Below are 13,866 nucleotides of genomic sequence, written 5' to 3' on the forward strand. Positions count from 1 at the left end.
GGAACGGGCAGGACGGGGATGACCGGGCGAGCTCGGCACCCCCGGGCTCGGTGCTCGCCGTGAAGATCGACAACACCACGACGGCCCGCCCCCAGACAGGGCTCGATGCGGCGGACGTCGTGTACGCGGAGGAGGTCGAGGGCGGCCTGAGCCGGTTGATGGCGGTGTACGCGACCGAGTTTCCGGACGCCGTCGGGCCGGTACGCAGCGCACGGGAGTCCGACCTGGAGCTGCTGCGCCAGTTCGACGAGCCCACACTCGCCTTCTCGGGCGCCCAGAGCAAGTTGCTGCCCCTGATCGACGAGGCGCCGCTGCACGCGGAAACCCCCCGGGACGCGCCCGACGCGTACTACCGCGGCTCCGACAAACCCGCGCCGCACAACCTCTATCTGCGCCCCAACAAGCTGATGGACTCCGCACCCGGCGCCGACGCCCTCACGACGGGCTACCACTACGGCGCGGCCCCCGACGGCGGCACCCGGGAGAACTCGCGGACGGTCAGTTACCCGTCGGCCCGCTTCACCTTCACCTGGTCCGGCAGCCAGCAGCGCTGGCTGGTGACCATGGACGGCACACCGACGGTGACGACCGACGGCAAGCGGGTGACCGCCGCAACCGTGGTCGTGCAGTACGTGGACGTGCGGCAGTCCAAGTTCCGGGACTTCCTCGGCAACAACACGCCGTTCACGGAGACCGTGGGATCGGGCAAGGCCCAGGTTCTGCGCGACGGGCGGGCCTACGACGTGAACTGGGAGCGGGAGAAGGCCACGGACGGGACGGACTTCACGACGTCGAACGGCGACCAGATGAACTTCGCGAAGGGCCCGGTGTGGGTGGTCTTCGCGAAGGCGCCCTGACCAGGCAGGGGCTTCTTAGGGGCTTCCGGGTCAGGCTTGGGTCACGAGGGGTTCCGCCGGGTTGCGGAGCCCCTCGGCGGCGTCCGAGACACGTCGGATGAGGTCGAAGAAGACGGCCTGTTCCTCGGCCGAGAGCGGGGCCAGGAAGACCTGGTTCATCCGGGCCGTGCGCACGGTCAGCTTGCGGTGCGTACGGACGCCGTCGTCCGTGAGGCGCAGCAGGAAGCGGCGGCCGTCCTGCGGGTCACGGACCTTGTCGAGGAGCCCGCGCCGCGTCAGCCGGCTGATCACCTCGGCGACCGTGGACCGGTCGAGCCCGACCCTCTCCCCCACCGTGCGCTGGTCCAGCCCCGGCTCGGCGACGAGCGCGTTGAGGACGGCGAACTGCGGCGAGGTGATCTCCTCCGAGACCATCGTGTTCCACAGCAGGTAGTGCGCCTGCTGGAGCCTCCGGGCGAGGTGCCCGGGGTGGGTGGTCAGGTCCACCGCAGCCATGTGCACTCCCGAGGTCGTTTTCGTTGGTGTACTGAACAATACCGGGAGACGCTGTGAATGTCTCCAGATGGTACATACGACTTGACCTCGCCATTCGTCGAGACCTTGACGACCGGCTCCGCCAGTGGCAGCGTGATGGACACCTCGCTTAATTAATCAGTGCCCTGATTAATTCCTTACCTGGGGCGCTCGGACGGGATGGGGCTTCACGGATGGACAAGGTGGTCGCCACGGCCGTGGAGGCGGTGGCCGATGTACGGGACGGCGCGTCGCTGGCGGTGGGTGGGTTCGGGCTGAGCGGTGTGCCGAACGTACTGATCCAGGCACTGTACGAGCGGGGCGTCGCGGGTCTGGGCGTCGTCTCCAACAACTGCGGGGCGATGGAGACCGGGCTTGCCGTACTGCTGGCCGCCGGGCGGATCGCCCGGGTGACCGGCTCCTACATCGGGGCGAACAAGGAGTTCGCGCGGCAGTATCTGGCCGGTGAGCTGGAGGTTGAGCTGATCCCGCAGGGCACGCTGGCGGAGCGGCTGCGGGCAGGTGGTGCCGGGATTCCCGCCTTCTACACCCCGGCCGGGGTGGGCACGCAGGTCGCCGAGGGCGGACTGCCGTGGCGCTACGACGGTGAGGGCGGCGTGGCGCTGGCCTCCCCGCCCAAGGAGGTGCGCGAGTTCGACGGCACCGAGTACGTGCTGGAGCGGGGCATCCGCACCGACTTCGCGCTGGTCCGTGCGGCCAGGGGCGACCGGCACGGGAACCTGGTGTTCAACAAGTCCTCCCGGAACTTCAACCCGCTGGCCGCGATGGCGGGCCGGGTGACCGTCGCCGAGGTCGAGGAACTGGTCGAGCCCGGTGAGATCGAGCCGGACGCGGTGCATCTGCCGGGCATCTTCGTGCAGCGGGTCGTGGCGCTGACCGCGGAGCAGGTGGCGGACAAGAAGATCGAGCAGCGGACGGTGAGCAGCTGATGGCCTGGACACGCGAACAGATGGCCGCCCGTGCCGCGCGGGAGCTTCACGACGGGCAGTACGTCAATCTCGGTATCGGTCTGCCGACGCTGATCCCGAACTATCTGCCCGAGGGCGTGGAGGTGATCCTGGAGTCGGAGAACGGCATCCTGGGTACCGGCCCCTACCCCACCGAGGAGCAGGTCGACCCGGATCTGATCAACGCGGGCAAGGAGACCGTCACCGTGCTGCCCGGGGCGTCCTTCTTCGACTCGGCGCTGTCGTTCGCGATGATCCGGGGCGGACACATCGACGTCGCCGTGCTGGGCGCCATGCAGGTCTCCGAGGCGGGTGACCTGGCGAACTGGGCGATACCGGGGAAGCTGGTCACGGGGATCGGCGGAGCGATGGACCTGGTCCACGGCGCCCGGACGGTGATCGTGGTGATGACGCACACCGCCAAGGACGGCAGCGCGAAGATCCTGACGGAGTGCGCGTTGCCGCTGACCGGCAAGGGGTGTGTGAACCGGATCATCACCGATCTCGGCGTCCTGGACGTCACCGGGGACGGGCTGGTGCTGGTGGAGACCGCGCCGGACGTCACGGTCGAGGAGATCACCGCCAAGACCGCCGCCAAGCTGACCGTCCCGGAGGAGATCCAGTCGTGAAGGACGTCTACATCGTCGACGCGGTCCGCACCCCCATCGGCCGCTACAACGGCGCCCTGGCGGGTGTGCGCCCGGACGACCTTGCCGCGCACGCGATCCGGGAACTCCTGGCCCGCACCCCGCGGCTGGACCCGTCCCGGATCGAGGACGTGTACGTCGGCAACGCCAACGGCGCGGGCGAGGAGAACCGTAACGTCGCCCGGATGGCCGCGCTGCTCGCCGGACTGCCCACCAGCGTGCCGGGGGTGACGGTCAACCGGCTGTGCGCCTCGGGGCTGGAGGCGGTGATCCAGGCGGCCCGCGCGATCGCCGTCGGGGACGCCTCCGTCGCCGTGGCCGGTGGTGTGGAGTCGATGACCCGCGCCCCCTACGTGCTGCCCAAGAACGACCGGGCCTTCCCGGCCGGGCACACGGAGCTGTACTCGACCACGCTGGGCTGGCGCATGGTCAACCCGAGGATGGACCCGCAGTGGACCATCCCGCTGGGCGAGAGCGCGGAGTTGATCGCGGACAAGCACAAGATCAGCCGTGAGCAGCAGGACGAGTTCGCCCTGAACAGCCACACCAAGGCCGCCAACGCCCAGCAGGCGGGCCTGTTCGACGCCGAGCTCGCGCCAGTCAGCATCCCGCAGCGCAAGGGCGACCCGGTCGTCGTCGGCGCCGACGAATGTGTCCGCCCGGACGCCTCCCTGGCCGCGATGGCCAAGCTCAAGCCGTCCTTCCGTACCTCCGAGGGAACCGTCACCGCGGGCAACGCCTCACCGCTGAACGACGGCGCCGCCGCGCTGCTCCTCGTCGACGACGAGGGTCTCAAGGCCACCGGCCGCGACCCGCTGGCCCGGGTCTCCGCGACCGGTGTCCACGCCCTCGACCCGCACTACTTCGGGCTCGCCCCCGTCGAGGCGGTCAACCGTGCGCTCGCCAAGGCAGGCAAGGGTTTTGACGACCTGTCAGTCCTCGAGCTCAACGAGGCCTTCGCCGCCCAGGTCCTGGGCTGTGTCGCCGAGTGGCCCGAGTTCGACCCGGCGATCCTCAACCCCCGGGGCGGCGCCATCGCCCTCGGCCACCCGCTGGGCGCCTCCGGAGCACGTCTCGCCGGCACCGTCGCCCACCAACTCGCCGCCAGGGGCTCCGGCACCGGCGTCGCCACCCTCTGCATCGGCGTCGGCCAAGGCCTCGCCCTCGTCCTCGACCGCTGAGACCCCCGAGGAACCCCATGACTCTCACCCAGCACGACATCGACCAGGAGATCGCCGCCGAACACGCCGCGTACGAGAAGCGGATCGCCGACGGTGCCCCCGTCGAGCACCAGCCGCGCCGCGACTACGCGCCGTACCGCTCCTCGGTGCTGCGCCACCCGAAGCAGCCGCCGGTCACCATCGACGTGGCCAAGGACCCGGAGCTGGTGGAGCTGTCCTCCCCCGCCTTCGGCGAGCGGGACATCACCGAGATCGACAACGACCTCACGCGTCAGCACAACGGTGAGCCGATCGGCGAGCGCATCACCGTCTCCGGGCGGCTGCTGGACCGTGACGGGCGCCCGATCCGCGGCCAGCTCATCGAGATATGGCAGGCGAACTCGGCGGGCCGGTACGCGCACCAGCGCGAGCAGCACGACGCCCCGCTGGACCCGAACTTCACCGGCGTCGGCCGCACCCTGACGGACGCCGACGGCCACTACCACTTCACCACCGTCCAGCCGGGCCCGTACCCGTGGCGCCAGCACCTCAACGCCTGGCGGCCGGCCCACATCCACTTCTCGCTGTTCGGCACGGCGTTCACCCAGCGGCTCGTGACGCAGATGTACTTCCCGAGCGACCCGCTGTTCCCGTACGACCCGATCATCCAGTCGGTGACGGACGACGCGGCCCGGCAGCGGCTGGTCGCGACGTACGACCACAGCCTGTCGGTGCCGGAGTTCTCGATGGGCTACCAGTGGGACATCGTGCTCGACGGGCCGAACGCCACCTGGATCGAAGAAGGACGCTGACCTGTCATGACGAAGATCGACACGAGCCGTCCCGAGACCGTGCTCCCCACTCCGTCGCACACGGTCGGCCCCTTCTACGGCCATGCCCTGCCGTTCCCCGGTGGCGGCGACATCGCTCCGATCGGCCACCCCGACACGATCACCGTCCAGGGATACATCACCGACGGCGAGGGCAACCCGCTCCCGGACGCCTTCGTGGAGCTGTGGGGCGCGGACCCCGAGGGCAACATCCCTCAGGTGGACGGCTCGATCCGGCGCGACCCGGCGAGCGGCGGCTATCTGGGCCGCAACGGCGTGGAGTTCACCGGCTGGGGACGCGTCCAGACCGACGCCAACGGCCACTGGTACGCGCGGACACTGCGACCCGGCGCCCGGGGGCAGCACGCGCCGTACCTCAGCGTGTGCGTCTTCGCGCGCGGGCTCCTCGTGCACCTGTACACCCGGATCTACCTGCCGGGCGACGAGGCGGCGCTCGCCTCGGACCCTCTGCTCAGGCGGGTGGACGAGGCGCGGCGCGGCACACTGATCGCCGCGGACCAGGGCAACGGCACCTACCGTTTCGACATCCGCCTTCAGGGCGAAGGCGAGACGGTCTTCCTGGAGTTCCAGTGACTTCTGTCGATTCCGACGACACCGGCCTGCTCGCCCCCGGGTGGGCAGGCACCCCCGCCGCTTCCGCGACCGGCGACACGGCGTACCTGCGGGCCCTGCTCGACGCGGAGGCGGCGCTCACCCGGGCCCAGGCGGACCTGGGCCTCGCTCCCGCCGAGGCGGCGGCCGCGGTGGCCGAGGCGGCCGACATCGCCCGTTTCGACGTACGGTCCCTCGCCGAGCGCGCCCGCGGAGGCGGCAACCCGGTGATCCCCCTGGTCGCCGACCTGACGAAGGCCGTCGGCGAGGAGCACGGACCGTACGTCCACCGGGGCGCCACCAGCCAGGACATCATGGACACGGCCACGATGCTGGTGGCCGTGCGCACCCTTGACCTGGTCCTCGCCGACCTCGACCGCATCGAGCGGGCGCTCGCCCGACTGGCCGCCGAGCACCGTGACACGGCCATGCCCGGGCGGACGCTCACCCAGCACGCGGTGCCGACGACGTTCGGGCTGAAGGCGGCGGGGTGGCGGTCGCTGGTGCTGGACGCCAGGGACCGCCTCAAGGCCGTACGGGACGGTCTTCCCGCTCAACTGGGCGGCGCGGCGGGCACGTTGGCTTCGTTCGGCGTGTTCGGCGCCTCCGACACACGCCCTCTGGTCGCCGCGTACGCCCGCGAACTGGGGCTCGCCGAACCGCTGTTGCCCTGGCACACCCTGCGCACCCCGGTCGCGGACCTCGCCGGGGCGCTCGCCTTCGCCGCGGGTGCCCTCGGGAAGACGGCCGTCGACGTGCTCACCCTCGCCCGCACGGAGATCGCAGAAGTCTCCGAGGGCAGCGGCGGGGGTTCGTCCGCCATGCCGCACAAGGCGAACCCCGTACGCTCCACGCTGATCTCCGCGGCCGCCCGGCGCGCCCCGCAGCTCGCGGCCACGCTGTACGGCTCGCTGGCCGCCGAGGACGAGCGGCCCGCCGGGGCCTGGCACGCCGAATGGGAGCCGCTGAGCGATCTGCTCCGGCTGGTCGCGGGCGCGGCCGGGAACGCCGTGGAACTGACGGAGGAACTCCGGGTGCACGCCGGAACAATGCGGCGGCACCTCGACCTCACGCACGGGCTGATCGTCTCCGAGCGGCTGGCCGCCGAGCTGGCACCCGTACTGGGCCGGGCCCGCGCCAAGGAGCTGCTCACCGAGACGGCCAAGCGCACGTACACCGAGGGCCGCCCCCTGGCCGAACTCCTCGCTGAGAAGCCGGAGTTGAAGGACGTCGACCTCGCGGACCTGACCGACCCCACCCGTTACACCGGCTCCGCCGGAGCCCTCACCGACCGTGCCCTGGAGCGACGTTGAACGACAAGCTGCTGCACCACCGCGCCGAGGGCCCCACCACCGCTCCCCCGCTGCTGCTGGGCCCCTCGCTCGGCACATCCACCGCGCTGTGGGACAAGGTGGCGCCCGAACTGTCCGTCACGCACCGGGTCGTGCGCTGGGACCTGCCGGGGCACGGGAGTTCACCCGCCGGCCTGATCGGTCCCGGCGCCACCGTCGACGATCTCGCCGGCCTGGTGCTCGGGCTCGCCGACTCCCTGGGCATCGAACGGTTCGCGTACGCGGGTGTCTCGCTGGGCGGCGCCGTGGGCCTGCATCTGGCGGTCCACCACCCGGAGCGGGTGTCGGCGCTCGCCGTGATCTGTTCCTCCGCCCACTTCAACGGTTCCAAGCCGTGGGAGGAGCGGGCCGCGCTGGTACGCCGCGAGGGCCTGGCGCAGCTCGCGGAGTCGGCGGACACCCGCTGGTTCACGCCCGGTTTCACGGTGCCCGAGCTGGTGGCCGACCACCGGAACGCGGACCCGGAGGCGTACGCCGCCTGCTGTGACGCGCTGGCCGCGTTCGACCTGCGGGACCGGCTCCCGGAGATCACCGCGCCCACCCTGCTCGTCGCGGGACGCCAGGACCCGGCGACGCCGCCCGCGCATCTGCGGGAGATCGCGGACGCGGTACCGGACGCGGCCCTCGTCGAGCTTCCCGGCGCCTCGCACCTGGCACCCGCGCAGTGCCCGGAGGCGGTCCTGACCGCGCTGCGAGCCCACCTCGGCGGAAGCGCGAGGCGTGGCATGGAGGTGCGGCGCCAGGTCCTCGGCGACGCGCACGTGGACCGCGCCCAGGCCCGGCAGACCCCGTTCACCGCCCGCTTCCAGGACTTCATCTCCCGCTACGCCTGGGGCGAGATCTGGACGGACCCCACGCTCACGCGCCGCGAACGCAGCATGATCACGCTGACGGCCCTGGTGGCCCACGGCCACTACGACGAGCTGGCGATGCACGTGCGCGCGGCACGCCGCAACGGGCTCACTCCGGAGGAGATCGGGGCGGTGCTGCTGCAGACGGCCGTGTACTGCGGTGTCCCGGCGGCGAACTCGGCGTTCGCGACGGCGCAGCGGGTGCTCGCGGAGGAGGACCCGGCGGAGGGGAATGGCTGAGGGAAGCGGTTCCCCGGCCTCCCCCCCAGGGTGATCCTGGGCGGTAGGTCCGACAACTACGTTGTCGGACAAGGCGATCCTGCCATGGATCTGCGGCCCTCCGGGCCGCCAGGGGCAGGATGCCCTACACCTCCAGCCTGAAGGGTGGAGCACTGGGCAAGAGTTCGGTAGCTCCAAGCAGCACCTCCCACGTGACTCGTTCATGCCTCCCCGGTTGCGTACGGCGGAGGCATGTCCACTGTTCTGATCACCGGTGCCACTTCCGGACGCGGCCGGTACGTCGCCTTCGAGCTGGTCCGGGCGGGGCACGTTCGCGCTCGCCGCCCACACGTTCGTCCTGGCCGAGGAGCTGGCGGGCACCGGGGTCTCGGTGAACGTGCTGCATCCGGCCACCTGCATGGACACCGCGATGGTCCACGAGCTCGGCGTCTCCCCGTGGTCCACGGTGAACAGGCGTACGACCGTGAGGTGCGGGAGCGTCTGGAGGCGACCACGGAGCAGTTGCTCGCTCTAGGTCCTGTCGTCGACTCGCGTCTGCCCCAGCCCCTCGTCCAGCGCCCGCTGTGCCCGGTCCACCAGGCCGTCCGCGCCGCAGGACCGGGCCAGGGTCAGGCCCTTGTGGAGTTCCGCGGCGGAGCGCAGGGCGATGCCGTACTCCACACGGGCCGTGGCGTGTTCATAGGCGCAGGGGGACGCCTCCAGGTGGGTGACGGCCCGGGCGTACAGGGCGGTGGCGCGCTGGCCGGTCTCCAGGGCCGCGGCCAGGCGGAGGGCCTCGCCGAGGGCCGTGTCGGTGCCGAAGCGTTCGGCCCGGCGGCGGACGGCTAGCGCGAGTTCGGCCGCGCGCCGCGGGTCCTCGTGGGCGAGGGCGCGAGCGAGGTCGCTGCCCCAGAGCGCGGTCACGGGGTTGTGGTGGCCACGGGCGGCGGCCTTCTCCGCGGCCTCCAGTTCGTTGATGCCCTCGTCCCTGCGGCCGGTGGCGAGCAGCAGCCGGCCGCGTACGGAGCGGGCGTCGGGCAGGACGATGGTGGAGGGGTACGGCGGGGCGAAGCCGTACCGCTCCGCGATCTCCCGTGCCTCGTCGGCGTGGCCGCGGGCGAGCAGCGTCTCGACGAGGTTGCAGGTCGTGGACCAGTACAGCGGCAGCCCGCGGCCGACCCGCTCGGCGATGCGCAGCGACTCGCGCAGGGATGCCTCCGCGTCCTTCAGGCGGCCTCTCCTGCGGTGTCCGAGGCCGACGTAGGCGTGGGCCAGGGCGAGATGGCCGCCGCTCCATCCGGCGGACTCGTAGGCACACAGGGCTTGCGTGTACAGGCTCTCCGCCTGGTCGAGCCGGTCCGCGTAGGCGTACGCGGTCGCCAGCATCAGCAGCGGTTCGATGCCCCACTCGGTGTCCGTCCAGCCGAGTCCGGGGGCGAGGCGGCCGTCGACGAGGGCGCGGTCGCAGTGCTCGACGACTTCCTCGGCGTTGTCTCCGCGCGTCATCAGGTCGAAGCCGCGGAGGATGAGCAGCACGCGCTCCGAGTTGTTCCGCCCTGTGCAGGTGGCGGCGAGGGCGGCGAGTTCCTCGGAGCGCCCCGGTAAGTGCTCCTCACCCGGGTTGAGGCCCTGCCACATGTGGTGCACGGCTCGCAGCCGCAGGTGGGCGGGGCCGGGGCCGAGCCGTGCGGCCTCCGCGTCGACCGTGCGGACGGCGTCCTCCAGCTGGTCGTTGTGCAGGAGCGCCTGGGAGAGGCGGACGACGGCGTCCACGCGGGTGCCGCCGACGAGGCCCGGCATCGCGAGCGCCGACTGGAGGTAGTCGATGGTGGTGGCCGGCGAGGTCAGCAGCGTGGCACAGCCCAGCTCGTAGAGCACCTGCGCGTGGACGCCCGGTGCGGGCGGTTCCAGCAGGGCGCGCTCAAGGCAGCGGCAGGCCGCGTCCGGCGCCCCGATGGCGAGGTGCTCGCGCGCCGCCTCGCGCATCTGCTCGACCACCTCCGGGTCGTCGTCCGGGTGCACCTTGAGCAGGTGGCGTGAGGCCGCCGCGGCTCCGAGCCCGGAGGCGGTGACGACCTCCGCGGCCACGCCGTGCATCGCGGTGCGCGTGGCGGGCGGGATCGCGTTGTACACGGCGGTGGCGATCAGCGGGTGCACGAACTCCAGGTCGCCGTCGCCGACCTGGCGGGTCGCCCGGTCGGTCTCGGTGAGGATGCGGGCCGCGCTGAGCAGGTGGGCGCAGCGCATGGCCTTCTCGGGGCGCATGGTGGCGAGCGTGGCGACGAGTTCCACGGTGATGCCGGTGCCGAGGATGGCGGCGGCCCACGCGAAGCGGGTGGCCTCGATGCCGAGCCCTTCGAGGCGGGCGACCAGACCGCGGCCGCGGGCCGAGCGGTTCAGGGCGCGCAGTTCGGCGGCCGACGACTCGACCGGTTCCAGCTGGCTGTCCTGGACCTTGGCGAGGAGTTCCACGGTCTCGTACGGGTTGCCGCCGGTGACCGCCCAGACCTCGCGGCAGAACGGCGCGTCGGCGTGTTCGCCGAGCGTGGCACGGGTGAGCCCGGCTGTCGCCTCGGGGGTCAGCGCGCTCAGTGTGGTGGTGGGGCGGGCCGTGGCGGCGACCGCGTCGAGGAGGCCGGCGCGCTCTTTGGTGGCGTCGGCCGCGCGGCGGGCGACCACGACGAGGACGGAGAGTTCACCGAGGCGCTCGGCGAACGCGGCCAGCCAGTGCAGGGTCTCCTGGTCGGCCCAGTGGGCGTCGTCGATCAGCAGGACGAGGGGCCAGTCGCGCCGGGCGAGGCGGCTGACGGCCGCGATCAGACCGTCGCACACGCCCTGCGGATCGGCGAGCCGGTCTCCGGGGACGGCTATCCCGAGCGCGGGGCCGGCGATGTCGTACCAGTCGCCGAGGTACTCCCGCGTCTCGTCCGGCATCAGCGACAGGAGCGCGGGCTGCAGCAGCTGCCGTACGACGTTGAACGGGACGGAGGTGACGGTCTCGCCGCCGCGCGCCGACCACACGGTGCAGCCGCGCTCCTCCGCCAGACGACGTACCTCGGCAAGGAGCGCGGTCTTGCCGATGCCCGCCTCGCCCTTGAACACCAGGAGGCTGCCCCGGGACGCCCGGTCCTCGCGCAGGGCGTCGATCGCCTCCTCGATGGCGGCGAGTTCCACTTCGCGCTCCCACAGGGAGGGCGAGGCGGCCGCTCCCGGCCGCTCCTCCGTCATCCCGGTACCTCCCCAGGTCGACCGAACGACGTACGGGGATCGAGCGTAGTCGTCCGGGGACCATGGCGAGGGCGCTCCGGGCACGAGGTGCTGACACGAGTGACATCTGGTGCGCGAAGTCGACGCGGCGTCCCCTTCACCAGCACCGGTGAAACTAATTGACAGTCAGCAACCGCTTTACTGAAACTAATTTTCCAACATCGTTCGGTCTACGCCCCGGAAGGAGCCGGCATGACAGCCGCCCCCGAGCACGGCCCGGACCAGCAGACAGCCACCCGGCCCGCACAGTCCCGCAGGGCGCTGCTGGCGGGCTCGGTGGGCAACTTCATCGAGTGGTACGAGTTCGGTGTCTACGGCTACTTCGCCACGATCATCGCGGCCCGCTTCTTCACCCCGGAGGGCGGCAGCGAGATCGAGGGCCTGGTGAAGACGTACGCGTCGTTCGCGCTCGCGTTCTTCTTCCGGCCGGTGGGCGCGGCGCTGTTCGGCCGCCTAGGGGACCGGATCGGGCGCCGTCCGGTGCTCGTCACGGTCGTCCTGCTGATGACGGGGGCGACGACGCTCATCGGCGCGCTGCCCACGTACGCCACCGTCGGCGCCCTCGCGCCGTGGCTGCTCACCTTCCTGCGGGTGCTCCAAGGACTGTCCGCGGGCGGGGAGTTCGGGGGTGCGGTGTCGGTGATGACGGAGTTCGCGCCACCGGGGAAGCGCGGGCTGTACGGGTCGTGGCAGTCGTTCACGGTGGCCCTGGGGCTGCTGGGCGGAGCCGGGATGGCGGCCCTGCTCGCGACGGCACTCAGCACGCAGCAACTGAACTCCTGGGGCTGGCGTCTGCCGTTCCTGCTGACGCTGCCCCTCGGCCTGGGCGCGCTGTGGCTTCGCCTGCGGCTGGACGAGACACCGGCCTTCCGTGAGGAGCGGGAGGCCGAGCGCCCTCCGGCACGGGAGGTGGCACGTGCCATCGCGCTCGGCGCCGGGCGCATCATGGGCTGGGCGGCGGCCGGTTACACCTTCCTCGTGGTGCTGCCCGCGTATCTGCAGAGCAGCCTGAACGCGACCTTCCAGCAGGCCCTCGTGGCCACGGTGCTGGCCAACCTCGGCTTCGCGGTCACGATCGTACCCGCCGGGTGGCTCAGCGACCGGGTGGGGCGACGGCCGGTGATGCTGTCGGGCGCGCTGCTGGTGACCGCGCTGGCGCTGCCGCTCCTCAACCTCCTTCAGAGCACCGGGACGTCGAACGCGGTGAAGGGCCTGGCCGTGTTCGTGGCGGGAGCGGTCGTGGGCCTGATGGCGGGGCCCGGCCCGGCGATGCTCTCCGAGCTCTTCCCGACGACCGTCCGCTACACGGGCCTGGGGCTCGCCTACGCCCTGTCCAACGCCGTGTTCTCGGGCTGCGCGGGGCTGGTCATCACGGAGACGATCGAGCGCACGGGGAGCGTGGACATCCCGGGGTACTACGCGGCGGTGACGTGCGCGGTGAGCGCGCTGACACTGCTGGCGAGGAACAAAAGCACCTATTTAAGGGGGAATTGAAGAATGCGGGTGATCGGGCTGATGTCAGGGACGTCGTACGACGCGATCGACGCGGCGGCGGCGGATCTGCGCCTGGACGGGGACACCCTCACGCTGGAGCCGCTCGGGCTGGTCAGCGAACCGTACGACGAGGCGCTGCGACAGGATCTCGCCGCGGCCCTTCCGCCGGCGAGGACCACGCTGGCGGCGGTGTGCCGCCTGGACACAAGGATCGGGCAGTCCTTCGCGGCGGCCGCGCTCCGCGCGAACGATCAACTCTGTGACGGACGGGCCGAGTTGGTCGCCTCGCACGGACAGACGGTGTACCACTGGGCCGACCAGGGCGCCGTGCACGGCACACTCCAGATCGGGCAGCCCGCCTGGATCGCGGAGGCGACGGGGCTGCCCGTGGTCGCCGACTTCCGGCCGCGCGACATCGCCGCGGGCGGTCAGGGGGCGCCCCTGGTGAGCCTGTTCGACCTGCTGTGGCTGCGGGGGCTGCCGGGCACACCGGTCGCGCTGAACCTCGGCGGCATCGCCAACCTCACCGCGCCGGACGGCACGGCCTTCGACACCGGTCCGGGGGGTGCCCTGGTCGACGCGGCCGTCCGCGACTTCTCCGGTGGCCGGCTGCCGTACGACGTGGACGGCGCCCTCGCCGCGCGCGGCACCGTGCACGAGCCGTTGCTGGCCCGGCTCCTGGAGGAGCCGTACTACGCGCTGCCCGCGCCCAAGACGACGGGCAAGGAGGTCTTCCACGCAGCCTATCTGCTCGACGCGCTCGCCGGTTTCCCGGGGCTGTCCCTGGAGGACGTCGTCGCGACGCTCACCCGGCTCACGGCGCGGACGGTCGCCGACGCGGTGCGGGGTGTGGGGGCCACGGAGGTGATCGCCTCGGGGGGCGGCACCCGTAATCCCGTGCTGATGGGGATGCTGGGCGCCGAGTTGGCCGGTGTGCCGGTGCGGACGTCCGACGCGCTGGGGTTACCGTCCGCCGCCAAGGAGGCGTACGCCTTCGCGGTACTGGGCTTCCTGACCGTGCACGGGCTGCCGGGCACGTGTCCGGCGAGCACGGGGGCCCGGCGGGCGAGCGTGTTGGGGTCGGTGACGCCGGGGA

At 71.9% G+C, this 13,866-nt stretch carries 12 protein-coding genes and 1 pseudogene; 11 read left to right on the forward strand and 2 right to left on the reverse strand.

Going from position 1 to position 13,866, the window contains the following annotated elements; all coding sequences use genetic code 11:
* A partial coding sequence (locus tag FNH08_RS27865) for a DUF3048 domain-containing protein (RefSeq protein WP_152774293.1) occupies positions 1–857 on the forward strand: 857 nt, incomplete at its 5' end.
* Between the two features lie 30 nt (positions 858–887).
* On the opposite strand, the gene FNH08_RS27870 is transcribed toward FNH08_RS27865, so the two are convergent.
* Positions 888–1,352, reverse strand: coding sequence for a MarR family winged helix-turn-helix transcriptional regulator (locus FNH08_RS27870; protein ID WP_152774294.1), 465 nt, complete (start codon positions 1,350–1,352; stop codon positions 888–890).
* Positions 1,353–1,564: 212 nt separating this feature from the next.
* Here FNH08_RS27870 and FNH08_RS27875 point away from each other — a divergent pair, with 212 nt between their 5' ends.
* The 8 genes and pseudogenes from FNH08_RS27875 to FNH08_RS27910 all read left to right on the forward strand — a co-directional run.
* A complete protein-coding gene (locus tag FNH08_RS27875) occupies positions 1,565–2,320 on the forward strand; it encodes a CoA transferase subunit A (protein ID WP_152774295.1) in 756 nt (251 codons plus the stop codon).
* Entirely contained in the window at positions 2,320–2,967 is a 648-nt protein-coding gene (locus FNH08_RS27880; protein ID WP_152774296.1) for a CoA transferase subunit B, read from the forward strand. Before FNH08_RS27875 ends, FNH08_RS27880 begins: the two co-directional genes overlap by 1 nt.
* Positions 2,964–4,166, forward strand: a complete 1,203-nt coding sequence (locus FNH08_RS27885; RefSeq protein WP_322725557.1) for a thiolase family protein — start codon at positions 2,964–2,966, stop codon at positions 4,164–4,166. The genes FNH08_RS27880 and FNH08_RS27885 overlap by 4 nt, the downstream gene beginning before the upstream one ends.
* Before the next feature lie 17 nt (positions 4,167–4,183).
* Positions 4,184–4,957, forward strand: a complete 774-nt coding sequence (gene pcaH / locus FNH08_RS27890; protein ID WP_152774297.1) for a protocatechuate 3,4-dioxygenase subunit beta — start codon at positions 4,184–4,186, stop codon at positions 4,955–4,957.
* Between the two features lie 6 nt (positions 4,958–4,963).
* Positions 4,964–5,569, forward strand: a complete 606-nt coding sequence (gene pcaG / locus FNH08_RS27895; protein ID WP_152774298.1) for a protocatechuate 3,4-dioxygenase subunit alpha — start codon at positions 4,964–4,966, stop codon at positions 5,567–5,569.
* Positions 5,566–6,900 carry a 3-carboxy-cis,cis-muconate cycloisomerase gene (pcaB, locus tag FNH08_RS27900; RefSeq protein WP_322725558.1) on the forward strand — a complete coding sequence of 445 codons (1,335 nt, stop codon included), beginning with the start codon at positions 5,566–5,568 and terminating at the stop codon, positions 6,898–6,900. The genes pcaG and pcaB overlap by 4 nt, the downstream gene beginning before the upstream one ends.
* Complete coding sequence (gene pcaDC, locus FNH08_RS27905) at positions 6,897–8,030, forward strand: bifunctional 3-oxoadipate enol-lactonase/4-carboxymuconolactone decarboxylase PcaDC (protein WP_152774299.1); 1,134 nt, start codon at positions 6,897–6,899, stop codon at positions 8,028–8,030. Before pcaB ends, pcaDC begins: the two co-directional genes overlap by 4 nt.
* Before the next feature lie 301 nt (positions 8,031–8,331).
* Positions 8,332–8,478 (forward strand): annotated as a pseudogene (locus FNH08_RS27910) (3-oxoacyl-ACP reductase); the annotation flags it as partial.
* 62 nt (positions 8,479–8,540) lie between these two features.
* Here FNH08_RS27910 and FNH08_RS27915 read toward each other — a convergent pair.
* Positions 8,541–11,237, reverse strand: coding sequence for an ATP-binding protein (locus FNH08_RS27915; protein ID WP_152774300.1), 2,697 nt, complete (start codon positions 11,235–11,237; stop codon positions 8,541–8,543).
* A 231-nt stretch (positions 11,238–11,468) separates the two neighbouring features.
* Between FNH08_RS27915 and FNH08_RS27920 the strand changes: the two genes are divergently transcribed.
* Both FNH08_RS27920 and FNH08_RS27925 read left to right on the forward strand, forming a co-directional pair.
* Complete coding sequence (locus tag FNH08_RS27920) at positions 11,469–12,770, forward strand: MFS transporter (RefSeq protein ID WP_152774301.1); 1,302 nt, start codon at positions 11,469–11,471, stop codon at positions 12,768–12,770.
* Positions 12,771–12,773: 3 nt separating this feature from the next.
* Positions 12,774–13,866: anhydro-N-acetylmuramic acid kinase (locus FNH08_RS27925; protein WP_152774302.1), on the forward strand; the 1,093-nt coding region annotated here is incomplete at its 3' end.

Origin of the sequence: Streptomyces spongiae (assembly GCF_009377185.1) — a bacterium.
In the GTDB taxonomy this organism is placed as follows: Bacteria; Actinomycetota; Actinomycetes; order Streptomycetales; family Streptomycetaceae; genus Streptomyces; species Streptomyces spongiae.

What these genes read in the sequence shown, in the direction of transcription:
- FNH08_RS27870 (WP_152774294.1), bottom strand. Translation starts at nt 1,352, where the DNA reads ATGGCTGCGGTGGACCTGACCACCCACCCCGGGCACCTCGCCCGGAGG.
- FNH08_RS27875 (WP_152774295.1), top strand. Translation starts at nt 1,565, where the DNA reads ATGGACAAGGTGGTCGCCACGGCCGTGGAGGCGGTGGCCGATGTACGG.
- FNH08_RS27880 (WP_152774296.1), top strand. Translation starts at nt 2,320, where the DNA reads ATGGCCTGGACACGCGAACAGATGGCCGCCCGTGCCGCGCGGGAGCTT.
- pcaH (WP_152774297.1), top strand. Translation starts at nt 4,184, where the DNA reads ATGACTCTCACCCAGCACGACATCGACCAGGAGATCGCCGCCGAACAC.
- pcaG (WP_152774298.1), top strand. Translation starts at nt 4,964, where the DNA reads ATGACGAAGATCGACACGAGCCGTCCCGAGACCGTGCTCCCCACTCCG.
- FNH08_RS27915 (WP_152774300.1), bottom strand. Translation starts at nt 11,237, where the DNA reads ATGACGGAGGAGCGGCCGGGAGCGGCCGCCTCGCCCTCCCTGTGGGAG.
- FNH08_RS27920 (WP_152774301.1), top strand. Translation starts at nt 11,469, where the DNA reads ATGACAGCCGCCCCCGAGCACGGCCCGGACCAGCAGACAGCCACCCGG.